General features: G+C 65.3%; 27 protein-coding genes. 14 read left to right on the top strand and 13 right to left on the bottom strand.

Features of this window, described 5'->3' with window-relative positions:
• Positions 1 to 15 precede the first annotated feature (15 nt).
• Genes hmuQ through ACFTOW_RS01230 form a run of 6 tightly spaced genes read left to right on the top strand, consistent with a single transcriptional unit; the run spans position 16 to position 3,174 of the window.
• Positions 16 to 342 carry an antibiotic biosynthesis monooxygenase family protein gene (hmuQ, locus tag ACFTOW_RS01205; protein WP_379912242.1) on the top strand — a complete coding sequence of 109 codons (327 nt, stop codon included), beginning with the start codon at positions 16 to 18 and terminating at the stop codon, positions 340 to 342.
• Entirely contained in the window at positions 339 to 767 is a 429-nt protein-coding gene (locus ACFTOW_RS01210) for a hypothetical protein (protein ID WP_379912244.1), read from the top strand. Before hmuQ ends, ACFTOW_RS01210 begins: the two co-directional genes overlap by 4 nt.
• Complete coding sequence (locus tag ACFTOW_RS01215; protein ID WP_379912246.1) at positions 764 to 1,417, top strand: MotA/TolQ/ExbB proton channel family protein; 654 nt, start codon at positions 764 to 766, stop codon at positions 1,415 to 1,417. Before ACFTOW_RS01210 ends, ACFTOW_RS01215 begins: the two co-directional genes overlap by 4 nt.
• Positions 1,410 to 1,787, top strand: coding sequence for a biopolymer transporter ExbD (locus ACFTOW_RS01220; RefSeq protein ID WP_379912248.1), 378 nt, complete (start codon positions 1,410 to 1,412; stop codon positions 1,785 to 1,787). Before ACFTOW_RS01215 ends, ACFTOW_RS01220 begins: the two co-directional genes overlap by 8 nt.
• The gene (locus ACFTOW_RS01225) at positions 1,784 to 2,170 is read left to right on the top strand and encodes an ExbD/TolR family protein (protein WP_379912250.1); all 387 of its coding nucleotides are present in this window, start codon (positions 1,784 to 1,786) and stop codon (positions 2,168 to 2,170) included. Before ACFTOW_RS01220 ends, ACFTOW_RS01225 begins: the two co-directional genes overlap by 4 nt.
• Complete coding sequence (locus ACFTOW_RS01230; protein WP_379912252.1) at positions 2,167 to 3,174, top strand: energy transducer TonB; 1,008 nt, start codon at positions 2,167 to 2,169, stop codon at positions 3,172 to 3,174. Before ACFTOW_RS01225 ends, ACFTOW_RS01230 begins: the two co-directional genes overlap by 4 nt.
• Here the strand turns inward: ACFTOW_RS01230 and ACFTOW_RS01235 are convergent.
• A complete protein-coding gene (locus ACFTOW_RS01235) occupies positions 3,171 to 4,313 on the bottom strand; it encodes an alpha-D-ribose 1-methylphosphonate 5-triphosphate diphosphatase (protein ID WP_379912299.1) in 1,143 nt (380 codons plus the stop codon). The genes ACFTOW_RS01230 and ACFTOW_RS01235 overlap by 4 nt on opposite strands.
• Positions 4,314 to 4,362: 49 nt before the next feature.
• On the opposite strand from ACFTOW_RS01235, the gene ACFTOW_RS01240 reads away from it, so the two are divergent.
• Complete coding sequence (locus ACFTOW_RS01240; RefSeq protein ID WP_379912254.1) at positions 4,363 to 5,034, top strand: DUF1045 domain-containing protein; 672 nt, start codon at positions 4,363 to 4,365, stop codon at positions 5,032 to 5,034.
• On the opposite strand, the gene phnN is transcribed toward ACFTOW_RS01240, so the two are convergent.
• Genes phnN through phnG form a run of 7 tightly spaced genes read right to left on the bottom strand, consistent with a single transcriptional unit; the run spans position 5,016 to position 10,121 of the window.
• Positions 5,016 to 5,561, bottom strand: a complete 546-nt coding sequence (gene phnN, locus ACFTOW_RS01245; RefSeq protein WP_379912256.1) for a phosphonate metabolism protein/1,5-bisphosphokinase (PRPP-forming) PhnN — start codon at positions 5,559 to 5,561, stop codon at positions 5,016 to 5,018. The two genes, ACFTOW_RS01240 and phnN, sit on opposite strands and share 19 nt — an antisense overlap.
• The gene (gene phnL / locus ACFTOW_RS01250; RefSeq protein WP_379912258.1) at positions 5,558 to 6,241 is read right to left on the bottom strand and encodes a phosphonate C-P lyase system protein PhnL; all 684 of its coding nucleotides are present in this window, start codon (positions 6,239 to 6,241) and stop codon (positions 5,558 to 5,560) included. Before phnL ends, phnN begins: the two co-directional genes overlap by 4 nt.
• A gap of 59 nt (positions 6,242 to 6,300) precedes the next feature.
• The gene (gene phnK, locus ACFTOW_RS01255) at positions 6,301 to 7,077 is read right to left on the bottom strand and encodes a phosphonate C-P lyase system protein PhnK (RefSeq protein ID WP_379912260.1); all 777 of its coding nucleotides are present in this window, start codon (positions 7,075 to 7,077) and stop codon (positions 6,301 to 6,303) included.
• The gene (locus tag ACFTOW_RS01260) at positions 7,074 to 8,024 is read right to left on the bottom strand and encodes an alpha-D-ribose 1-methylphosphonate 5-phosphate C-P-lyase PhnJ (protein ID WP_379912262.1); all 951 of its coding nucleotides are present in this window, start codon (positions 8,022 to 8,024) and stop codon (positions 7,074 to 7,076) included. The genes phnK and ACFTOW_RS01260 overlap by 4 nt, the downstream gene beginning before the upstream one ends.
• The gene (locus ACFTOW_RS01265) at positions 8,021 to 9,103 is read right to left on the bottom strand and encodes a carbon-phosphorus lyase complex subunit (protein WP_379912264.1); all 1,083 of its coding nucleotides are present in this window, start codon (positions 9,101 to 9,103) and stop codon (positions 8,021 to 8,023) included. The genes ACFTOW_RS01260 and ACFTOW_RS01265 overlap by 4 nt, the downstream gene beginning before the upstream one ends.
• Positions 9,103 to 9,666: a phosphonate C-P lyase system protein PhnH gene (gene phnH / locus ACFTOW_RS01270; protein WP_379912266.1), complete on the bottom strand. Its 564-nt coding sequence runs from the start codon at positions 9,664 to 9,666 to the stop codon at positions 9,103 to 9,105. The genes ACFTOW_RS01265 and phnH overlap by 1 nt, the downstream gene beginning before the upstream one ends.
• 2 nt (positions 9,667 to 9,668) lie before the next feature.
• Positions 9,669 to 10,121 carry a phosphonate C-P lyase system protein PhnG gene (gene phnG / locus ACFTOW_RS01275; RefSeq protein WP_379912268.1) on the bottom strand — a complete coding sequence of 151 codons (453 nt, stop codon included), beginning with the start codon at positions 10,119 to 10,121 and terminating at the stop codon, positions 9,669 to 9,671.
• Between the two features lie 121 nt (positions 10,122 to 10,242).
• Between phnG and phnF the strand changes: the two genes are divergently transcribed.
• Positions 10,243 to 10,935 carry a phosphonate metabolism transcriptional regulator PhnF gene (phnF, locus tag ACFTOW_RS01280; protein WP_379912270.1) on the top strand — a complete coding sequence of 231 codons (693 nt, stop codon included), beginning with the start codon at positions 10,243 to 10,245 and terminating at the stop codon, positions 10,933 to 10,935.
• Here phnF and ACFTOW_RS01285 read toward each other — a convergent pair.
• The 5 genes from ACFTOW_RS01285 to phnC (ACFTOW_RS01305) all read right to left on the bottom strand — a co-directional run bounded on the left by ACFTOW_RS01285 (position 10,932) and on the right by phnC (ACFTOW_RS01305) (position 15,630).
• Complete coding sequence (locus ACFTOW_RS01285; protein ID WP_379912272.1) at positions 10,932 to 11,549, bottom strand: LbetaH domain-containing protein; 618 nt, start codon at positions 11,547 to 11,549, stop codon at positions 10,932 to 10,934. The genes phnF and ACFTOW_RS01285 overlap by 4 nt on opposite strands.
• The gene (gene phnE, locus ACFTOW_RS01290) at positions 11,549 to 12,898 is read right to left on the bottom strand and encodes a phosphonate ABC transporter, permease protein PhnE (protein WP_379912274.1); all 1,350 of its coding nucleotides are present in this window, start codon (positions 12,896 to 12,898) and stop codon (positions 11,549 to 11,551) included. Before phnE (ACFTOW_RS01290) ends, ACFTOW_RS01285 begins: the two co-directional genes overlap by 1 nt.
• 4 nt (positions 12,899 to 12,902) lie before the next feature.
• Positions 12,903 to 13,778 (bottom strand): phosphonate ABC transporter, permease protein PhnE, encoded by an 876-nt coding sequence (gene phnE, locus ACFTOW_RS01295; protein ID WP_379912276.1) that lies wholly within the window; start codon positions 13,776 to 13,778, stop codon positions 12,903 to 12,905.
• Positions 13,779 to 13,860: 82 nt separating this feature from the next.
• Positions 13,861 to 14,760, bottom strand: a complete 900-nt coding sequence (gene phnD / locus ACFTOW_RS01300; protein WP_379912278.1) for a phosphonate ABC transporter substrate-binding protein — start codon at positions 14,758 to 14,760, stop codon at positions 13,861 to 13,863.
• Between the two features lie 57 nt (positions 14,761 to 14,817).
• Positions 14,818 to 15,630 carry a phosphonate ABC transporter ATP-binding protein gene (phnC, locus tag ACFTOW_RS01305; RefSeq protein WP_379912280.1) on the bottom strand — a complete coding sequence of 271 codons (813 nt, stop codon included), beginning with the start codon at positions 15,628 to 15,630 and terminating at the stop codon, positions 14,818 to 14,820.
• A 618-nt stretch (positions 15,631 to 16,248) separates the two neighbouring features.
• Between phnC (ACFTOW_RS01305) and ACFTOW_RS01310 the strand changes: the two genes are divergently transcribed.
• The 6 genes from ACFTOW_RS01310 to ade all read left to right on the top strand — a co-directional run bounded on the left by ACFTOW_RS01310 (position 16,249) and on the right by ade (position 22,362).
• The gene (locus tag ACFTOW_RS01310; RefSeq protein ID WP_379912282.1) at positions 16,249 to 17,010 is read left to right on the top strand and encodes an inositol monophosphatase family protein; all 762 of its coding nucleotides are present in this window, start codon (positions 16,249 to 16,251) and stop codon (positions 17,008 to 17,010) included.
• Between the two features lie 98 nt (positions 17,011 to 17,108).
• Positions 17,109 to 18,017, top strand: a complete 909-nt coding sequence (phnD, locus tag ACFTOW_RS01315) for a phosphate/phosphite/phosphonate ABC transporter substrate-binding protein (protein ID WP_379912284.1) — start codon at positions 17,109 to 17,111, stop codon at positions 18,015 to 18,017.
• Complete coding sequence (gene phnC / locus ACFTOW_RS01320) at positions 18,014 to 18,808, top strand: phosphonate ABC transporter ATP-binding protein (RefSeq protein WP_379912286.1); 795 nt, start codon at positions 18,014 to 18,016, stop codon at positions 18,806 to 18,808. Before phnD (ACFTOW_RS01315) ends, phnC (ACFTOW_RS01320) begins: the two co-directional genes overlap by 4 nt.
• A complete protein-coding gene (gene phnE / locus ACFTOW_RS01325; protein WP_379912288.1) occupies positions 18,805 to 19,671 on the top strand; it encodes a phosphonate ABC transporter, permease protein PhnE in 867 nt (288 codons plus the stop codon). The genes phnC (ACFTOW_RS01320) and phnE (ACFTOW_RS01325) overlap by 4 nt, the downstream gene beginning before the upstream one ends.
• A complete protein-coding gene (gene phnE, locus ACFTOW_RS01330) occupies positions 19,668 to 20,483 on the top strand; it encodes a phosphonate ABC transporter, permease protein PhnE (protein ID WP_379912290.1) in 816 nt (271 codons plus the stop codon). Before phnE (ACFTOW_RS01325) ends, phnE (ACFTOW_RS01330) begins: the two co-directional genes overlap by 4 nt.
• A gap of 184 nt (positions 20,484 to 20,667) precedes the next feature.
• Positions 20,668 to 22,362, top strand: a complete 1,695-nt coding sequence (gene ade / locus ACFTOW_RS01335) for an adenine deaminase (RefSeq protein WP_379912293.1) — start codon at positions 20,668 to 20,670, stop codon at positions 22,360 to 22,362.
• Positions 22,363 to 22,441 lie beyond the last annotated feature (79 nt).

The following is a 22,441-nucleotide window of genomic DNA, read 5'->3' on the forward strand; positions in this document are numbered from 1 at the left end:
GAAAGGACACACCCGATGTATCTTGCAATGAACCGCTTTACCGTCCCGTCCGAGAACGCACCCGCGTTTGAAGAGGTCTGGCTGAACCGCGAAAGCCACCTGCAAAAGATGGACGGCTTTGTGTCGTTCCACATGCTGAAAGGGGCCGAAAGCGACGGCACGATCCTTTACGCCTCGCACACGGTATGGAAGACCGAGGCGCAGTTTCGCGCCTGGACCACGAGCGCCCAGTTCCGCGAGGCCCATGCGCGCGCTGGCCAAACCACAAAGCTGCATCAGGGCGCGCCGCGTTTCGAAGGGTTCACCGCGATCCAGACCATCGCGGCAAGTGAGGCAGCATGACCGGCGTGCGTCTGTTTCCGGGTCTGGCAGTATGCGCGGTGCTGGCCCTTGGGGCCGGGGCCGCGCGCGCAGACAGCGCGGGCATGAGCATCGAGTTGAACGCGCTGGACGCCACAGATGACGGGGCCTGCCAGATGAGCTTTCTGATCGAGAATACGCACAGTCAGGACATCACGCAGGCGGTGTTTCAGGCCGTGCTGTTCGACGCATCAGGCCGGGTCGATCGCCTGACCCTGTTCGATTTCGGCGCGCTGCCCACCGGCCGCCCCCGCGTGCGGCAGTTCGTGGTGCCGGGGCTGGACTGTGCCGCACTGTCGCGCGTCCTGTTCAACGGGGCCGAAACATGCGCCGGGGCGGATGCCGCTGCCTGCGAGGCCGGGCTGACCCTGCGCAGCCGGGTCGAGACGACCGAGGTTACGGGATGATCGACCATTTGCTGAACAGCCTGCGCGAAATCGTCGATCTGGGCGGGCCTGTGGTGGCCATACTGGCCGCACTGTCGGTGCTGGTTCTGGCTGTGGTGCTCTACAAGCTGTGGCAGTTCACCGCCGCCGGGGTGGGGCGGCACCGCGCGTTGCAACAGGCTGTCACCGCCTGGGATGCGGGCGACCGCACGGGCGCGCGCGTAGCACTGGCGCAATCGCGCAGCTATCTGCGCCCGGTGATCGCCATGGCCGTCGACGGGCAGACCGATGCCGCGCGCCTGCAGGCCGAGGCCGAGACGCGGTTTGCCCGGCTGGAATCGGGCTTTCGGCTGCTCGACAGCGTGGCTCAGGTGGCCCCGTTGCTGGGCCTGTTCGGCACGGTGCTGGGCATGATCTCGGCGTTTCAGGCGCTCCAGGGTGCAGGCGCGCAGGTCGATCCGTCGATCCTGGCCGGTGGCATCTGGGTCGCGCTGCTGACCACCGCCGTGGGGCTGGCCGTGGCTATGCCCACCGCCCTGATCCTGAGCTGGTTCGAAGCCCGGATGGAGGCCGAGCGCGTGCTGACCGAACAGGCGCTGCGCACCGTTCTTGCCCCGATCGGGCGCAACGGGCTGACGCAGGACGCGTTTGGGCAGGTGGCCCATGGCTAGGGCATTGCGGAAACGGCGGCGGCGTTTGTCGATGACATCGCTCATCGACGTGATCTTTCTGTTGCTGCTGTTCTTCATGCTTTCCTCGACCTTCACCCGCTTTGCCGAGGTCGATCTGGCCGCTGCCGGATCCGGTGCGGGGCAGGGCGATGCTCGCCCGGTGTTCCTGTCGCTGGGGCCTGACAGCTTGCAGGTGAACGGCACGGCGGCGACGCTGGAGACGCTGGTCGAGACCATCACCGCCGACCAACCCGATGCGGCCGTGATCGTGGCGCTGCGCGGGGCGGTGACGGCGCAGCGCCTGACCGACCTGCTGGTGACGCTGCGGGCGCAGTCCGGCCTGCGCATCACGGTTCTGGGGGCGACATGAGGGCGCGCCCGCACAAGCAACCGCGCGCGAATACCATCGCGTTGATCAACATCGTGTTCCTGATGCTGATCTTCTTTCTGGTGGCAGGCACGCCGGCGCGTCCGCTTGACGATGATCTGCGCCTCGTGCGCACCGCCGATCTGGAGGGCGCGCCGCCGCCCGATGCGCTGGTGATCCATGCCGACGGTCGGCTGTCCTGGCGCGGTGCGGATGTGGCATCGCCCGAGGGGTTCGTGGCCGGGCAACCCGAAGAGGCTCGCGCGCGCCTGCGCATCCTGCCCGACCGCGATCTGCCCGCCGCCGATCTGGTGGCGCTTGGCCGCGCGCTGCGTCTGGCGGGGGTGGAAAAGGTGGTGATCGTCACCGAAAGGGGGGTGGAATGACCGTCTCAAGCCGTTTCGTGAAACTTCTGGCCGGCGTCGGGGCGCTGGCCGCCCATGGAGCCGTCGCCATGGTGCTGACCCTGCCGGACCCGATCGAGGTTGAGGGCGGGGCCGGGGCCGCCGAGGTGCAGCTTGGCACCGGCTTTGCCGACATGGCGGTGGGCAGCCTGCAAGCCCGGCCCGCCGATCTGGCCGAGCAGGCCAAGCCGGTCGAGACGCTGGCCGCCGTCACCCCGCCAAAGGACGCACCGCGCGCCGAGGCAAGGCCGACAAGACCGGTGCAGCCGCAGCACGCAACACGACCGGCGGATGAGGCCGCACCACGCGCCCCTGTAAAGGAGACGGACCCGGCTCGGAACACCCCCATGATCGCGGAAACCGCCCCCATGGAGCGACCAGAGAATGTGCCAGTTGAACCCTCCGCTGTTGCAGAGCCGGAAAGACTGGCCGCGCTGGAACCGCAGACCGCACCCAGCCCGTCGCCCCAGCGTCTGACCGCCGAACCCGCGCGCGAACAGGGCGCTGTCACCACATCCCTGCGACCCAAGCCGCGCACGCCAGAGGTCGAACAGGCAGCCCGCGACGCGCACCCCAAACCACGGCCCAAGGCACAGCCCAAGCCGCAGCGACAGGCCGCGCAGGGCAATGCCGACCGCAACATGCGCGCAGGCGACGCGGCGGGCACCGAGACCGCCAAGGCCCACAGCAAGGGCACTGGCGGCACTACAAACGCGGCGGGCAATGCCGCGGTCAGCAACTATCCCGGGCAGGTCATGCGCAAGCTGTCGCGCGCGGGCAAGCCGAGGGTGAATGCGCGCGGGCAGGCGGTTGTGGCCTTTACCGTGGCCGCCAACGGCGGCTTGCAGGCGGTGTCGCTGGCACGCAGTTCAGGCTCGTCCGCTCTGGATCAGGCCGCGCTGCGGCTGGTCCAGAACGCCGCGCCCTTTCCGCAACCGCCCAGCGGTGCGCGGCGCAGCTTTTCCATCGGCATCCAGGGGCGTTAACCCACCCGGGCCCCGCGCGACCAGACCCCGCGCACCACCGGCGTGTCGCCCAACGCGCCCACCCGGATCACATCGCCACGCAACCCCACTGCCAGCGCCCCGCGATCCGCCAGCCCCGAGACCCGGGCGGGATTGGCCGTCACCGTTGCCACAGCACGCGGCAGATCGTGCCAGACCTCGGCCAGCCGGAACGCCGACAACAGCAGCGCGGAAGGCACGTAGTCCGAGGACACGATGTCCAGCAGGCCCTGTTCCGCCAGATCCAGCGCCGCCACATTTCCCGAATGCGAGCCGCCCCGGATGATGTTGGGCGCACCCATCATCACCGCGATCCCGTGATCGCGGCAGGCCTGCGCGGCCTCGATCGTGGTGGGGAATTCGGCAAAGCGAACACCATGCGTGTGCGATACCGCCACCTGTTCCGCCGTCGTGTCGTCATGGCTGGCCAGGACCGCGCCGTAATGCGCGGCATTGGCGACGGCTCCGGCCTCATGTGCAGCGCCGTATTGCGCCTGCAAGCCGACCAGTTGCGCCACATGCGCATCGAACTCGGCATCGTTCAGCCCGCGCTTTTTCGCCACATAGGTCTTGAGCTTGGACACATCGCGAAACTGCCGCTGACCCGGCGTGTGATCCATCAGGCTGACGATGCCGACACGGTCCTGCGGGCCGAAATCGGCCATCTCGTCCAGCAGGGTTTCGGAACAAATCTCGGCCCGCAGATGCAGGAAATGGCTGATTTTCAACGCGCCTTGCGCGCGCAACCCCAAAAGCTCATCCGCCAGCCGCCGCGCATAGGGGGAATAGCGCGCCTGCCCGCCATGGATCGACCCGACCCGCAGCGCATCGAACACCGTGGTGATCCCGGTCGAGGCCAGTTCTCCGTCATGCGCCAGCAGGGCCGCCAGATGCGGCCAGTCCACATCGGGGCGCGGCTCGATATGACGTTCCAGGTTGTCGGTGTGCAGCTCGACCAGACCGGGGATCACGTGATCGCCCCGGCAATCCAGCGCGCCGCGCGGCACCTGATCGCCCTCGTCTATCGCCGTGATCACTCCGCCCTCGATGGTCACCGCGCCGGTCAGCACGTGATCGGGCAGCACCAGCCGGGCATTGGCAAGGCAGATCGCATCTGACATCACGGCGTCACGCGCGTCGGATACCGGGGCGGAAAGGGTCGGAGGGGTCATGTCATTCACTCGCTTTGCAATTTATTTCCTGCCGGGGCAGGCGGCGCTGGCCGGTTTCGGGGCCGCATGGCTGGGCTGGGATGTGCAGGCCGCGCAGCCCGTGCCGCAGCCCGAGGTGCCTGATCTGGAGAGCATCACCGCAACACCCGCGAAATACGGGTTTCACGGGACGCTGAAACCGCCGTTCCGGCTGGCTGACGGTCAGGATCAGGCGGCGCTGGAACAGGCCGCCGCCGATCTGGCCGCCACGATCGCGCCCGCGCAGGCCGACGGTCTTGAACTGACGCGGCTGGGCGGGTTTCTGGCTCTGGTCCCGGTGGGTGATACCGCAGGCATCGCGCGGGTGGCCGCGGCGTGTGTCGAAGGGCTGGACAGGTTCCGCGCCCCGGCCACGCTGGACGAGCTGGCTCGCCGCCGCAAATCCGGCCTCAGCCCTGAACAGGACGCGCTGCTGACACGCTGGGGCTACCCTTACGTGATGGAGCAGTTCCGCTTTCACCTGACCCTGACCGGTCCCTTGCCGAAGGGGCAGGCGGATCACTGGTTGGCGACCGCGCAGGCGCACCTGCCACCCTTGCCCCCGCCCTTCGTGATGGACGCGGTGGCGCTGGTGGGCGAACGGGCGGATGGCAGGTTCGAACTGATTCAAAACTATGCCCTTTCCGGCTGAAGCGCCGACAGCGCCTGCGCCACGGTGTCGGTCAGCGCACCGTCATTGCGCAATGTGATCACCTCCAGCCCCTGCGGCAAGGGTTGCACGCTGCGCGCCAGCCGCGCGGCCACCTGTTCGGCGCTTTCGCGGCCCCGTCCCGACAGGCGCTGCGCCAGAACCTGCGGGCTGGCGGTGATGTGCAGCACGGTCATTGCCGGAAACAGCACCGCCGCCTGCTCCAGCACGCCGCGCGACAGGTTGGCCATGCGCGTGACCCCGCCCTGAACATCCGCCAGAACCTGCGCGGGAATGCCATAGCACAGCCCATGCGCGCCCCAGTGCAGGCAGAACGCGCCCTGTCGCACCATATCGGCAAACTGGTCCTCGGTCACGGCGTCGAACACCTCGCCCCCGGCATCGCCGGCCCGGGTGATCACCCGGCGGACGGGCACCAGCGCGGGTGCGGCGGCGGCGATCCCGGCCATCACGCTGTCCTTGCCCACGCCCGATGGGCCGACCACGGCGATCAGACGCCCCGCGCTCATGCCGCGCGGTCCGGGGTAAAGCGGGTCACGTCGATCTCGCGGTCGCAGACCCGGGCGCGCGCCGCCTCGTCGTGAAAGATGCCCACGATGGCCGCCCCGCGCGCCTTGGCCGCCTCGATCAGGCCCATCACCACCTCGCGGTTGGCCGCATCCAGGCTGGCGGTGGGTTCGTCCAGCAACAGCGCGGGATAGTCCCGCACAAATCCGCGCGCGATGTTCACCCGCTGCTGCTCGCCGCCCGAGAAGGTGGTGGGCGACAGATCCCACAGCGGTTGCGGAATGTTCAGCCGTGCCAGCATCTCGGCGGCGCGGGCGCGGGACGTGTCGGCATTCACACCCAGGGCGCGCAACGGCTCGGCCACCACATCCAGCGTCGGCACGCGCGGCACCACGCGCAGGAACTGGCTGACATAGCCCAGGGTTTCGCGCCGCAGCCGGATGATCTCGCGCGGTTGCGCGCGCGCCACGTCCAGCCCGCCGACGCGGATCGCCCCGCTGGCGGCGACGTAATTGCCATAGATCATCCGCATCAGCGTGGATTTGCCCGAGCCCGACGCGCCCACCAGCGCCACGCATTCACCCGGCGCGACGCTCAGATGCGCGCCCTGCATCACGCGGATCACAGCGCCGCCCTGATTGTGCAGGGTAAAGGTCTTGGACAGGTTATCGATCTCGATCATCATCTTCATCTTGCCAGGTAAACTCCGGGGGTGTGGGGGCTGGCCCCCACTGTGACGTCTCAAACCTGCAACACGCTGGACACCAGCAACTGGGTGTAACCATGTTGCGGATCGTCCAGCACCTGATCGGTCAGGCCCTGTTCCACCACATGGCCCGATTTCATTACCATCAGCCGGTCCGCCAGCAGCCGCACGACCGCCAGATCATGCGTGACGATCACCGCCGACAGGCCCATGTCGCGCACCAGCCCGCGCAGCAGGTCCAGCAGACGCGCCTGCACCGATACGTCCAGACCGCCGGTGGGTTCATCCATGAACACCAGCCTCGGCCCGGTCACCAGGTTGCGCGCGATCTGCAGGCGCTGCTGCATCCCGCCGGAAAAGGTGGTGGGGCGATCGTCGATGCGGCCCTGATCTATCTCGACCCGGCCTAGCCAGTCGGTGGCGCTGGCGCGGATGTCGCCATAGTGCCGCGCGCCTACGGCCATCAGCCGCTCGCCCACATTGCCACCCGCGCTGACCCCCATGCGCAGCCCGTCGCGGGCGTGCTGATGCACGAAGGCCCAGTCGGTGCGGCCCAGCATGCGGCGGGCGGGTTCGCTCATCGTCACCGTGTCGCGCGGGCCGTCCGTGCGGGTGTCAAAGATCACCTGACCGGCATCGGGGCGCAGATGCCCCGCCATGCAGCCCAGCAGCGTGGACTTGCCCGATCCGCTTTCTCCGACGATGCCCATGACCTCGCCGGGGAACAGGTCGAACGATACATCGGCACACCCGATATGTGCGCCATAATGCCTGGTCAGTCCGCGCACGGACAAAAGGGGCGTGTCGGTCATTGGACGTCCTCCGTCTGCGGGCGGGCAGGTGACCCATCGGCCGGCACGGCTCCCTCCCTCCTTGTGGGAGAGGGTTGGGGTGGGGAGGCGTCGTCCGCCGCCCAAAGCGCGCCGTGATGGCCCGACGCCTGCCGACCCTCGCAGTAATCGGTGTCGGAACAGACGAACATCCGCCCGCCCGCATCATCCACGATCACCTCGTCGAGATAGCTGTCGACAGCACCGCACAGACCACAGGGGTGATCGGCCTTGGAGGCCTCGAACGGGTGATCCTCGAAATCCAGGCTGACCACCCTGCTGTAAGGTGGCAGCGCATAGATCCGCTGCTCGCGCCCTGCACCGAACAGCTGGATCGCCGGGCAGTCCGAGAGTTTGGGATTATCGAACCTGGGGATCGGCGACGGGTCCATGACATACCGCCCCTCGACCTTGACCGGATAGGCGTATGATGTCGCGATGTGGCCGTGGCGGCTGATGTCCTCGTAGAGCTTCACATGCATCAGCCCGTATTCTTCAAGGCTGTGCATCTTGCGCGTCTCGCTTTCGCGCGGCTCCAGAAACCGCAGCGGTTCGGGGATCGGCACCTGATAGACAAGGATCTGCCCCTCGCTCAGTGCCGCCTCGGGGATGCGGTGGCGGGTCTGGATCACGGTTGCGTCACTGGTTGACGTTGTGGTCGCAATCCCTGCCGTGCGCTGGAAAAATGCCCGGATCGACACGGCATTCGTGGTGTCATCCGCCCCCTGATCGATCACCTTGAACACATCTGCCGGTGTCAGCACCGCCGCCGAAACCTGCACCCCGCCGGTGCCCCAGCCATAGGGCATGGGCATTTCGCGGCTGGCAAAGGGCACCTGGTAGCCGGGGATCGCCAGACCTTTCAGGATTGCGCGGCGGATCATCCGCTTGGTCTGTTCGTCCAGATAGGCGAAGTTGTAATCGGTCATTCCGCCGCCTCCTGTGCAGTCTCAACCGTGCGTCGCAGTTTGCGCACCAGTTCAAGTTCAGACTGGAAGTCCACGTAATGGGGCAGTTTTATGTGTTCCAGAAACCCGGTCGCCTGGATGTTGTCGGCGTGATACAGCACGAATTCCGCGTCCTGCGCGGGCGCGCCCTCGTCATCCTCGCCCAGTTCTTCCCAGCGCATCGCGCGGTCCACCAGCGCCATGGAAATCGCCTTGCGCTCGGTCTGGCCAAAGACCAGCCCGTAACCACGGGTGAACTGCGGCGGCTTGGTCTTGCTGCCTGTGAACTGGTTCACGGTTTCGCATTCGGTCAGGGTGATCTCGCCGATCTCGATGGCAAATCCCAGCTCGGGGATGTCCATTTCAACCGCCACCGCACCGATGCGCAGCTCGCCCACAAAGGCGTGGTTGCGCGCGTAGCCGCGCTGGGTGGAATAGGCGAGGCCAAGGGTGAACCCCTCGTCCGCGCGGGTCAGCGCCTGCAGGCGCAAGGCGCGTGGGCTGGGCATCTCCAGCGGCTCGCGTGTCAGGTCGGGCGGGGGTGTGTCATCGGGCGCGGCCTCTTCGATCAGGCCCTCGCGATTCAGAAACCCGGTGACATGGGGCACCGGGGCCGGGTCGGCATCGCGTGCGGGAGCCTCCGGTGCCTCGCCATCGGCGGCCAGTTTGAAATCCAGCAGACGGTGCGTGTAATCGAAGGTCGGCCCAAGGATCTGCCCGCCCGGCAGGTCCTTGAAGGTGGCGCTGATGCGCCGGTCGCAGGCCATCGTGGCGGTGTCCACCGGGCGTGACGCGCCGAACCGGGGCAGGGTGGTGCGATAGGCGCGGATCAGGAACACCGCCTCGATCAGGTCGCCGCGCGCCTGCTTGATCGCAAGCGCGGCCAGATCGGGATCGTACAGCGAGCCTTCGGCCATCACCCGGTTGACTGCCAGCGCCATCTGCTCGCGGATCTGCGCCACCGACAGTTCGGGCACGTCCCGGTCGCCCCGGCGTTCCTCGGCCAGCCAGGCATGGGCGTTTTCAATGGCGCGTTCGCCGCCTTTGACTGCGACATACATCAGGACACCCTTGTGCTGCGTGGCAGGGCGGCGATCTGGTCGCCGCAGGTAAATATGAAATCCAGACCCAGCGGGAACTGTGCGGCATTGGTCTGAAACGCGGACAGGTCGGGCAGGGGCAATTGGGCGGTATCGCGGATGCCGGGCCCGCGCAGGGTGGCATCGGGACCCGTCCACTGCGGGTGATCCACGATCAGCGTGGCGGAACGGTCGGGATATTCCGACGTGCCTAACGGATAGGCCGACAGCGGCAGCAGCGCGTCCCACGTCCCCAACGCAAAGGTGCAGTCCTCCGGCCCGACCAGCGGCGCGCCGGTGTGAAAGGCGATCCAGCCGCGCAGGGCGTCGCAATCGGCATCCCCGGCCAGATACAGCGGCGTATCGGTATCGCACAGCGTCAGCAGCACGGCACCTGCGGCGGGCGAGATCGGCGCGGGCGGCTGCGCGCCGGTGATGGTCTGGCGGCTGCCGGGGCGGGCCATCGCCTCCATCACCGCGCGAAAGGCGTGGGCGGCATCGGTGGCCGGGGCGGCGAAACCGCCTGACAGGGTATCGGTCTGCATTCTCAATCCTCTCCACGGACCATGGTGAAGAAATCCACCTTGGTGGCGGCGGCCTTTTGCGCACGGGCGGTGCGGCGGGCCTGTTCCTCGGCTTCCAGCGGCTCCAGCACCTGCGCACGGATATGATCCGCCGCGTCGGTCTGCATCAGCGCGTCGATCAGCGCTGCGGCTTCGGCATCCGGTTTGCGACGGCCCTGCACATAGGCATGGCCCACCGTGCCATCCGTCAGACGCAGGGCGCAGCGCGTCACCGTCATTTCGCCCAGATTGAACGGCCCGCCCGTCGCGCCCATGCGACCGCGCACCATCACGCTGCCCAGTTCCGGCGCGCGCAGCCAGTCGAAGTCGGGGCGCGGCAGGGCAGCATCCAGCAGCGTGGCCGCACGCCGATCAGGGGCGCGGGCCAGCAGGCCCATCCAGGCTTTGCGTTCGCTGGTGTCCGGGGTATCTTTCATCTCGACAAATCCGCGATATACTATACAACTATACACATTATCGCAGAAGCCACCCCAGCCGACCAGAGGAGAATTGTGAACTTTGCGTAACAGCCCCATCAAGAGCGCCCAAAAGACCCCTTTGTGGCAGGCCATCGCCGACGCGCTGCGCAGTGACATGTCGGAAGGGCGCTATGCCCCGGGCGACAAGCTGCCGACCGAGGCGGCGCTGGCCGAACGCTTCGGCGTCAACCGCCACACGGTCCGCCACGCGCTGGCCGCGCTGGTCGACGAAGGTCTGGTGCGCACCCGGCGCGGGGCGGGGGCGTTTGTGGCAGCGACGCCCACCGACTATCCCATCGGCAGCCGCGTGCGGTTTCACGAGAACCTCAAGGCCGCCGGGCGCCGGCCGGCAAAGCGCATCCTGCATATCGAAACCCGCGCCGCCACAGCGGGAGAGGCGCAGGCGCTGCAGCTCGCCCCCGGCGATCCGGTCTGCGCCTGTCACGGGCTGTCGCTGGCCGATGGTCAGCCGATCGCGGTATATGAGAGCGTCTTTCCCATCACCCGGCTGCCGGGCATCGACGTGGCGCTGACCGAAGAAACCGGGGTCTCTGCCGCGCTGGCCCGTGTGGGCGTGGCCGATTTCACCCGGACCGGCACGCGGATGACGGCGGTGCGCGCGGATGCCACGCAGGCGCTGCACCTGCATCTGCGCGAGGGCGATCCGCTTCTGCGCACCACCGGCGTCAACGTCGATGCAGGGGGCGTGCCGGTGGAATATGGCCGCACCTGTTTTGCCGGCGACCGGGTGACGCTGACGGTCGAGGGCTAGCCGCCGTACTTTTCAAGGAACTCCAGCGCGGTCAGCGCGCGGAAATCGGGCAGGGCGGCGCGCAGGCGGGTGTGATCCCAATCCCACCAGGCCAGCGCGATCAGGCGATCGGCCACCTCGCGCGGCTGTCGGTCGCGCAAAGGTTTCGCAGGCGTGCCCGCCACGATGGTATAGGGGGGCACATCGCGGGTCACCACGGCCCCCGCCGCAACCACCGCGCCATGGCCCAGAGTGACCTCGGGTTTCACCATGGCGCCCGCGCCGATCCATGTGTCGTGACCGATCACCGCACGGCGGCTGCGGCGGTGATCGAAAAACGCCTGATCGCGGTCAGCATCGTCCCAATAGTCGTCAGAACGATAAAGAAAGTGGTGGCAGGATGCCGTGTGCAGCGGGTGATCGGTCGCCCCGATCCGGGTGAAGGCCGCGATATTGGCAAACTTGCCCACATCGGCATTGGCGATATCGGCATAGCGGTCGCAGTAGCTGTAATCACCGATCACCGAATGGGTGACGCGGCTGCCCCGGCCGATCTCGACATAGGCCCCAAAGCTTGTGTCGGTGATCTCGCACTCGGGATGCACGAAGGGCGCATTGGCCGACAGGCGGGCCATCAATGGGCCTGCCCGCGTCCGATCAGCTTGCCCCGCAGCCAGCCCGAGAACCAGTCCATCGCGATGACCATCAGGATCACCAGCATGATGTAATAGGTCACCTCTTCCCAGTCCTTCTGGGTGATGATCGCCTGGGTCAGCAGCAACCCGATGCCGCCGCCAGTGATCGCCCCGATCACCGTGGCGCTGCGGGTGTTGGATTCGAGGTAATACAGGATCTGGCTCAGGAACACCGGCGTCACCTGCGGGATCACGCCAAAACGGTAACGCTGCATCGGTTTCGCGCCAGTGCAACTGACGCCCTCGATCTGCTTGTCATCGACGTTTTCCAGCGCCTCGCTGAACATCTTGCCGAAACTGCCGGTGTCGGTGATCAGGATCGCCAGCGCGCCGGTCAGCGGGCCGGGGCCGAAGGCGCGGCTCAGGATGATGGTCCAGATCAGGCCATCAACCCCGCGCACGAAGTCGAAGAACCGGCGCACGGCGAAACGCACGCTCATGAAGCGGGTAAAATTCTGCGCGGCCAGAAAGGCCAGCGGCAGGGCGATCATCGCCGCGCCCATGGTGCCAAGAAACGCCATCAGGATGGTTTCAAAGATCGCCCACAGAACATCCTTGTGCCGCCACATCTGGTTGTTCCAGACATCGGACACGATGGCGGCAAGGTTGCTTTTGTCGGGCATCACCCGATCGCCGGACAGGGCCAGCCCGGCCAGTTCGCCAAAGCTCTTGCCATAGAACGGGCTGTCGAGGGTGAACCAGAACAGCTCCCACCCGAAGGAGTAATGAAACACCTCGGTCCGGGCACGGGTGACGACGGCGCGACCGCCCTCGCCGGTGATGTCCACGCGCGCGCTGCTGGCGCTGATCCAGTCGGGCACCTGGCCGTCGGGTGTGTCCAGAATGATGTCGCGGCCTTCGACGGTGACGGTCACCGTGCCATAGTCGGGCAGGCTATAGCGCAGGGTCGGGCCGTCGATCTCGGCCATTTCGCCCTTTTTCAACGTGACGCGCACCGCATCCTCGCCGATGGGTTCGACGAACTCGGGCCTCATGCCTTCGGGATAGGTGCCCTTGGCCTCGCCCTCGATGGCAAAGTTCAACCCGCCGTTGCGGTTGTCGTGGGTGATGTGGGTCTTGTAGCTGTAGCTGTCGGCGACAAGGATGCGCGCATTGTCCATCCGCGCGCGGTCAACCAGCCCAAGGATGTCGAAGGCAAAGAACAGGTAGACGAAATAGGCCAGGATCACGGCAGGTGCTGCAAAGGCGATCAGACGCTTGCGCGCGATCAGCGCGGTGGCGGTCTGCTTCATGTCGGCGGCGGGAATGGTATCGGCGGTCGCGGTCATGGCGTCAGGCCTTTCCGACAAGTTTGTTGCGGTAATGGCTGGAAAGCTGGTCGAAGAACACGATGGTCAGGAACAGCAGGATAAAGATCGCCGCGACCTCGTCATACCGGCCCTGACCCCAGCTGAAGGCGTTCTTCAGGTCATAGCCGATCCCGCCCGAGCCGACGAAGCCAAGGATGGCCGAGGCACGGATGTTGATCTCGAACCGCATCAGCGCATAGCTCAGCCAGTTGGGGGCCACCTGCGGCACCACGCCCAGGATCATCCGCTGGGTCCAGCTTGCGCCGGTGCTTTCCAGCCCTTCCAGCGGTTTCAGGCTGGCGTTCTCGTTCACCTCGGAAAACAGTTTGCCCAGGGCACCGGCGGTGTGCAGGGCGATGGCGATCATCGCGGGCACCGGGCCGCCACCAAGGATGAAGATCAGCACAAGAGCGATGACGATTTCAGGGATGGCGCGCAGGATGTCCATCATCCGGCGAAACACGCCGATCAGCGCGGGAAACCGCGCCAGCCCGCGGGTCGAGAGCAGCGACAGGACAATCGCCATCAGCCCGCCGATCAGGGTCGAGGCGGCGGCGATGTTGATCGTCTCGATCAGCGAGGGAAAGAACTTGACCATCAGGGCAGGCAGCAGGGTGATCTTTTCACCCGCTTCCTTCAGCACCTCGCCGGGGAAGTCGAATACGTTCAGGATGCCATCCCAGAACCCGCCGGCATTTCGGTCATCCGCCAGAATGAACCCCGAGGCCATCAGCGCGACAAAGATCACCAGCATGATGCCGCCATACATGCGCTTGGTGCGCGCCATGGCCAAGTAGGCATCCTGAATTTCGGCGGTGCGCTGCACCCCCAATGACTCTCCCAGCGTGCTGTCGGTCATGGTGTCGCTTTCTTGTGGGCGGCTTCATAAAACGGGACCGGCCCCAGACGCTGGGGCCGGTCGGCTGCGCGGGTGCGCAGGATTACATCTTGGATTTGCGCGCTTCGATGATCGAGATATACGCATCATGGTTGATCGGCATGACGCCCAGCGCCTCGCCGGCCATGAAGTTGTAGGCGCAATCGGGGTCCTGGGTCTTGAGCGAGGCGGTCAGCGCGACCATGTCCAGCTTGACACGCTCGGGCAGGGCCTTGCGCAGAACGATGGGGCCTTCGGGGATCGGCTTGGAGCGCCAGATTTCCACCAGTTGGTTCATGTCGACCAGACCAGCATCGGAGGCCTTGCGCAGCGCGCCCGAGTTGTAGCCGTCTTCCCATTCGCCGATACCGTCGGCCCAGGTCACGCCTGCATCCACGTCACCGTTGTTGACGGCGACGATGGTCTGCTCGTGGCCGCCGACGAACTTGACCTCGCCAAAATAGTCGCCCGATTCCATGGTGCCACCGACTTCGGCCGGGATCTCGATGGAGGGGATCAGGTAGCCCGAGGTCGAGTTCGGGTCACCAAAGGCGAACACCTTGCCCTGCATGTCTTCCAGCGAGGCGATGCCGCTGTCCTTGCGGGCAAAACCGATCGAGTGGTAACCGTAGGAACCATCGGTGTTGACCTTGACCAGCACGGGCTCGACCGCTTCGGGGTCGGTCAGATAGGCCTTGGCATAGGCCGATGCGCCCAGCCACGCCATGTCGATGCTGCCGCCCAGCAGGCCCTGGATCACGCCGTCATAGTCGGCGGGGGTAAAGACCTTGGTGGGCACGCCCAGCAGTTCCTCGGTCTTGGCGCGGAAGCATTCGTTGCTGGTCATGCGGTCCTGAGCGTTTTCGCCGCCCAGAATGCCGATGCGGAATTCGGTGATTTCCTGTGCCTGGGCTGCGCCCACCAGTGCGGTGGTTGCCAGAACTGCTGCGAGGATGGTTTTCATCGGTCTCTCCATTGGTGATGAGGGGTCGTGCGCCCCGCAGGATGCGGGGAAACTGACTCAGGCGGGCACGCGCTGTGCGTTTGACTGCCTGTCCAGTGTTTCGATGGCGGTCGAGGTCGCGGCCTCGGAGAAGTCGGCCCCCGCGCCGTAGATGTCGCGCGCCACGCCGGTGGTCAGCTGCTCGGGCGAGCCGTCGAACACAATGCGCCCGTCGCGCATGCCGATCACCCGGTCGCAATACCGCCGCGCGGTATCCAGCGTGTGCAGGTTGCAGATCACCATGCGCCCGTCTTCCTCGTGAATGCGGCGCAGGGCGTCCATGACGATCTGGGCATTCATCGGGTCAAGGCTGGCGATGGGCTCATCCGCCAGGATGATGTCGGGGTCCTGCATCAGCGCGCGGGCGATTGCCACGCGCTGCTGCTGACCACCCGACAGGGCCTCGGCCCGTTTGGGGGCCTGCTCGGCGATGCCAAGACGGTCAAGGATGTTGATGGCCTGATGGATGTCGCTGGCCGGATACAGGTTGAACATCGTCGCCAGCGTGCTGCGGCGGTTCAGCGTGCCATGCAGCACGTTGGATACCACATCCATGCGCGGCACCAGATTGAACTGCTGAAAGATCATCGCGCAGCGCGACTGCCACGCCCGGCGGTCCTTGCCGCGCAGATGGGTCACGTCCTGCCCGTCGAAGGTGATCGACCCTTCGGACGCGTCGCTGAGCCGGTTCATCATGCGCAGCAGCGTGGACTTGCCTGCCCCCGACCGGCCGATGATGCCGATCATCGCGGGCTTTTCCACCGAAAAGCTGGCGCTATCCACGGCCTTTTTGTCTCCGAAGCGTTTGGTCAGCGACTGAACGTCGAGCATGCAGCATCCCCCTTGATCCGCCGCCCTCCTACGGGCGGTAGCCAAAAGTTTAGTGACGGTAGTGAAACGGTTGTGTGACAGCGCAGGGGGAATTCTGGTGGCCGCGTTGTTTTGCACAAGGTTTGACCGCAACGCGCCCAAAAACATCGCGCGCGGATCGGGCGCAAGGCGTCGGTGCCCGTTGTGATGTGCGTGGAGGAAGGAGACCAAGGAGCGGAACAACTGATGTCGGATCGGCAAGGAAACCCGCGGGCGATGTTCGCAATACGTCGAGAAAATCGCTCTGGTGTTGGAATGTGAAGACTGGGTTTGTCTATTGCGCGCAGAGACTTGCCAGGGTCATCACCCACTTTGATCGCAAGTTGCAATCAGGAGTTTCGCGCTTTGGACTGGGGTGAGAGTGCTCGCCAATGATCCAGTGCCAATCCTGGTCAACATACGGGTGGCAGAAACCGCCGCACAATGCGTGGAAGGGCTTGCCCTGTTTGGCATCGCGCAACCATCTATGGCAGAAACCTGGCTGCCACCGGTCTTTGCCTCTGGCCTGTCATGACAAGGATACAAGCCGGATGCACCCATCCGCCCACGACCTTATGTGCCGACAGGAAAGTCGTGGTGATGATTGAATTCGCAATGCATCTTGCCGACACCGCACGCGCAATGATGATGCAGGCCCCCATGCCCGAGGCCGAAACCAAACCGGACAGCAGTTTCGTGACCGCCACCGACCGTGCCATCGAGACGAGGATGCGCGCGATGATCGCCGATCGGTTTCCCGCACATGGCATCCTTGGTGAAGAGGGCCGGGATGTGGCCCCTGGCGCGGATCACGTCTGGGTGCTTGACCCGATCGATGGAACGGCGGCTTTCGTGGCCGGGGTGCCGATGCATGGGACGCTGATTGCCTTGGCGCAGGGAGGCGTGCCGGTGATGGGGCTGATCGACATGCATGTGACCGGGCAACGCTGGGTCGGAGCGCGCGGGCAGCAGACGGTATTGCACCACGGTGGGACCACGACTGCCTGCCGCACACGCACATGCCCCGGCATGACGCAGGCGATCCTGTCGTGCAGCAACCCGGATTTCTTTGATGTCCGCGAACGTCCTGCGCTGGATGCTTTGCGCGCGGCGACGGCGTGGCGGATCTGGGGCGCGTCCTGCATGGCCTACGGATTGCTGGCCTCGGGGCGGATCGACGTGTCGCTGGACACTGCGCTGGCCGTTCATGACTGGGCCCCGTTCGCGCCGATCATCGAAGGCGCAGGCGGCCGGGTCAGCGATTGGCAGGGCCGCCCGCTGCGGCTGGACAGCGGGCCACAGGTGCTGGCTGCGGGCGATCCTGCGCTGCACGAACAGGCTTTGTCACTGATCTCGGGATGATCGCGGATCCGGCGCTGCGCGAATCGTTCCGGCGTCGTCACGGTTCTGTTGTCGAATCGGTTTAGCACCTCGACCAGTCACATTGAAAAGGTCTTCCCATGTATCGATTTCTACTCAGCACCGCTCTGGTTCTTTCTCCCATCGGGGCATTCGCCCAGGATTATATGGAAGAGGATTGGCGCGCGGCGCATCCCTCGATCGTGTTCGGCGTCGGCACCGGCGAGAACGCCCAGTCCGCAGCCGAGCGCTGGTCGCATTTCGGCACCTATCTGCAAGGCTGCATGGGCATCGAAGAGGTGGAGGTGCGCGTTGCATCCGACTACTCTGCCATCATCGAGGCACAGGCCAATGGCGATGTGCAGCTCAGCTGGTCCGGTCCTGCGGGTTATGCAACGGGCTGGGACATTTCCGGCGGCGACGTCGAGCCGATTGCCATGGACGTGTCGGTTAACGGCGATCTGGGGTATAAATGGGTGATCGCGGTCAAGGCCGACAGCCCGTATCAGACCATGGAAGATCTCGAAGGCAAGACGCTGGGCTGGTCCTCGCCCACCTCGACCTCTGGCTACGTGCTGCCGATGCAGTATTTCCGCGAAAACGGCATGGTCGATGCGAACAACGAGCCGGTGTTCTTTGGCAATCTGGTCCAGACCGGCAGCCACGACAATGGTCTGGTTTCGGTCATTCAGGGCACGATCGACGCGACGACCAACTGGTACTATTCGCCCGAGGCTGGCAATCACACGCGCGCGGCGGGCAATGGCACGCTGGACGTGGCGGACCTTCGGTTCATCTACGAATCGGCGAATGTGCCGAATGCGCCCTTCGTGGCCACCAAAAGCCTGCCGGAGCCGATGAAGAAGAAGATGCGCGAATGCATCATCAACATGCACTGGGCCGACAAGGCGTCCTTCGAGAAGGTCGCAGAAAACGCGTTTGGCGGTTTTGCGGTTGCCGTGCATGAGGATTACATCCCGTTCATCAAGATCCGCATGGAAACCAAGTGAGCCTGCCCGATCCTGTTCCCTCCGGCCCGTTCCTGCGGCTGGAGGGGATAACCAAGATATACGGCGAAGCGCGCGCTCTGGATGGTGTGACGCTGGACATCGCGCAAGGCGAGATGATTGCGGTGATCGGCCGGTCAGGGGCGGGAAAATCCACGCTTCTGACAGTGATCAACAGGTTGATCGACCCCGACGGCGGCACGATGACCTGCAAGGGGCGCGATGTTCTGGCCCTGCGCGGGCGCGATCTACGCGATTGGCGGCGGCGCTGTGCGATGGTCTTTCAACGCTTCAACCTGGTGGCGCGTCTGCCGGTTCTGACCAACGTGATGACAGGGCGGCTGGCACTGCGTCCTCTGCTGCCATCGTTGCTGGGCCTTTTCACCGACGAGGATCGGGCCGCAGCGATCGAGGCGCTGGTTGCGCTCGACATGGGTGCGCAGGCGCTCAAACGCGCGGACGAATTGTCCGGCGGGCAGCAGCAGCGTGTGGCGATTGCCCGCGCCATGGTCCAGGACCCGTACATCGTGCTGGCCGATGAGCCTGTTGCCAGCCTTGATCCGCGCAACTCTGAGGCGGTGATGGATGCGCTGGCCAGAATAAACCGCGATCATGGCATCACGGTTCTGATAAACCTTCATTCCGTCGCGCTCGCGCGCGCTTATTGCCCACGCTCGGTGGCGATGTCGGCCGGGCGCGTGGTCTATGACGGCCCGACCGAGGGGCTGACCCCGCAGGTGCTGGAGCGCATCTATGGCACTGCCGATCCCGATGCGATCGAGGACGCGGCGTGATCGGTGCCGACCAAGTGCAGGCGGCTTATGCCGCGCACCGTCGCGCGCGTCTGGGCCAGACGGGGCTGATCGTTGTTGCCATGGTGGTCGCCACGTTGATCTCGGCAAACCTGGGCGAGGTCGATCTCGCCCGGCTGTGGGACCGCTCTGACCGGCTGGGCAACTACTTTGGCCGGATGGTGCCCGATCTCGCATGGGAGACTTTGGTCGACGATCTGGCCAATTGGTACCGGCGCGGGGGTCGCTGGCTGCGCGAGCTGGGCGTGACCTTTCTGATCGCAATCTATGCCACCTTGTTCGGTATGGTGTTGGCCGTGCTTGGCGCCTTTGTGGCCGCGAGACCGCTGGCCCCGGCCCCATGGGCCTGCTGGGTGATGCGTCGCGTTTTCGAATTTGCCCGCACCGTGCCGGAACTGGTATTCGCTGTCCTGTTCGTCTTTTCCTTCGGGATCGGGCCGCTGGCGGGGGTGCTGGCGATTGCGCTTCACACGATGGGCGCGCTGGGAAAACTGTTTTCCGAGGTGGCGGAAAACGCCGATCCCGACCCGATCCGGGGCATCCGCGCCACCGGGGCCACATGGCCGCAGGTGATGCGCTATGGCGCGCTGCCGCAGGTGGCTCCGGCATTCCTGTCCTATGGCCTGCTGCGATTCGAGATCAACGTCCGTGCGGCGTCGGTGCTGGGATTCGTCGGCGCGGGCGGCATCGGGCAGGAACTCTACACCGCGATCAAGAGCTTTGCCTACACCGACATCTCGGCAATCGCCATAATGCTGATCGTTTCGGTCGCGCTGATCGACATGGTGTCGGAAACCCTGCGCCACCGTCTGATCGGGGCCGCCAGCCTGCGAGCGGCGGCATGACCCGGATCGCCGCCGCCCGCGCCGCCTGTCCCGACGCGTTCGTGGACCGCGACTGGCGCTGGTACGCGCGTATCGCGGCAGGTGCCGTTCTGGTCGTGGTGTTCTTTTGGGGCCTGTCGGTGCTGGGCTTCAGCCTCGAGCGGCTTGCGCGCGGGCTTGCCCGGCTTGGGGGCGTGGCGGCGATGATGATGCCGCCCACCAGCGGCGGGCTGGCCTGGACCTACGTAAAGGCGGTTGCCGAAACCGTTGCGATGGCCTTTATCGGCACGCTTGTGGCATCGATCGTGGCGGTTCCGCTGGGGTTTCTGGGGGCCAAGAACACCATGCCGCTTGGTCCGCTGCGGTTTTTCACCCGGCGCAGCTTTGACGTGGTGCGCGGCCTCGACAGCCTGATCTGGGCGATCGTCTTTGTCTCGGTCATCGGTCTTGGACCCTTTGCCGGCATTCTTGCGATTGCGGTCAACGACACCGGCGTTCTGGCAAAGCTGTACGCCGAAGCGATCGAGAATGCCGATGCGGATCAAAGCCGGGGCGTGCGTGCGACCGGCGCCGGACGGTTGCAGGTGATGCGCTTTTCGATCCTGCCGCAGGTCTTGCCGGTGTTTCTGTCCAATACGCTGTATTTCTTCGAATCCAACGTCCGGTCCGCCACCATTCTGGGCGTGGTGGGGGCAGGCGGCATCGGCTTTTATCTGATGGACCGAATCCTGATCAACGCATGGCCGCAGGTGGCGTTCATCATCATTCTCATTCTGATTACCGTCGGGGTGATCGACGCGTTGAGCTACCGCATACGTCGCCGTTTGATTTGACCTGCGGTTTCAGTTGATCCATCCCCACGATATCGCAAGCCAGGATCGGCTCGGGTGCACCCAACAGGTGGCGACGAGCGGTTAACAAGTCCGCCTGATCGACGAAACTTCGGGCGCACGCGGTGCACCCCCTTTTTCTTTTGCGCATGGCAGCGTTAGTCTGAGTAAAAAGAGGGGGGCGCAAATGGCCGATCTGGAACGACGCATCGCGCAGGCACGCGCCGAGCAACCTGCCGATCTGGTGTTGCGCGGCGGGCGCGTACTGGATCTGGTCACCGGCGAGTTGCTGGAGGGCGACGTTGCTATCTGCGGCGACACCGTCGTGGGCACTTGCGACTTTTACGAAGGCCGCGAAACGCTTGATGTAACGGGGTTAATTCTTGTTCCGGGTTTCATAGACACGCATTTGCACATCGAATCCTCGCTGGTGACACCACTTGAATTCGACCGCTGTGTGCTGCCGCGCGGGGTGACCACGGCGATCTGCGATCCGCACGAGATTGCCAATGTCATCGGGGCCGAAGGCATCCGCTATTTCCAGCGCGCCAGCGCGCTGACGCTGATGGATATCAAGGTGCAACTGTCCTCCTGCGTGCCGTCCAGCCATATGGAAACGGCGGGTGCGCGGCTGGGGGCGGATGATCTGGCGGGGTTGATGGGGCACGCCTCGGGGCTGGGTCTGGCGGAATTCATGAATTATCCCGGTGTGTTGTCGCGCGATCCTGATGTGATGGCCAAGCTGGCGCTGTTTGCGGGCGGGCATGTCGACGGGCATTGCCCGCTGCTGTCTGGCCGCGACCTGAACGCCTATGTCGCGGCGGGCATACGGACCGAGCACGAGGCGACAAGCGCCCGTGAAGCAAAGGAAAAACTGCAAAAGGGGATGCGGGTGCTGATCCGCGAAGGCTCGGTTTCCAAGGATCTGCACGCGCTGCAACCGCTGCTGACGGAACGCACCGCGCCCTACATGTGCCTGTGCACCGATGACCGCAATCCGCTGGATATCGCCGAGCATGGCCATCTGGATTACATGATCCGCGAACTGATCCGGTTTGGCACGCCACCGCTGGCCGCCTATCGCGCCGCCAGCCTGTCCGCAGCCGAGGCGTTCGGGTTGAAGGATCGCGGGCTGATCGCGCCGGGACTGCGAGCCGATATCGTTGCGGTGGACAGCCTGGAAGGGTGCCACGCCAAGCACGTGATCTGTGGCGGGCAAGTCGTTGACGATGCAGCTTTTTCGGCGCGGGGTTCAATCGCGCCGGTAGGGCGCGCATCGGTCAAGGCGCCCACGGTCGCGGCGCAGGATTTCCGCGCAAGGGCCAACAAGACCGAGACCGATGTGATCGGCATCCGGCCCGGCCAGATCCTGACAGATCACCTGCACGAGACCATCGAAGTGGTGGATGGCGACAAGCCGCCCGATCCCGCGCGCGATCTGGCGCGCATCGCGGTGATCGAACGCCACGGGATCAACGGGAATATCGCCACCGGGTTCGTGCGCGGCTTCGGGATGCAGGCGGGGGCGATTTCGGCCACGGTCTGCCATGACCATCACAACATCGTCTGCGTCGGGATCGGCTATGACGACATGGCGCTGGCGGCCAACCGGCTGGCCGAGATCGAGGGCGGTTTTGTCGTCGCTTCGGGCGGCAGGATACTGGCGGAACTGCCGCTTCCGGTGGCGGGCCTGATGAGCCTGGAGCCGTTCGAGGTGGTGCGCGACAGCCTGATGGACCTGCGTGCGGCGGCGCGCAGCCTTGGCGTGGTGCTGGAAGAGCCGTTCCTGCAACTGGCCTTTCTGGCGCTGCCGGTGATTCCCGCGCTCAAGATCACCGATCGCGGCTTGGTGGATGTGACCCGGTTCGAGATTATTTCCTAGGGTCTGTTGACGTTTAAGGATTCCCATATCGGCTTCGAAGTGATTCAAGGTTGCCAAATGGGAGGTGACCTTGATCCGC

It is taken from the genome of Lacimonas salitolerans, from assembly GCF_042677865.1.
GTDB classification, from domain to species: Bacteria; Pseudomonadota; Alphaproteobacteria; order Rhodobacterales; family Rhodobacteraceae; genus Lutimaribacter; species Lutimaribacter salitolerans.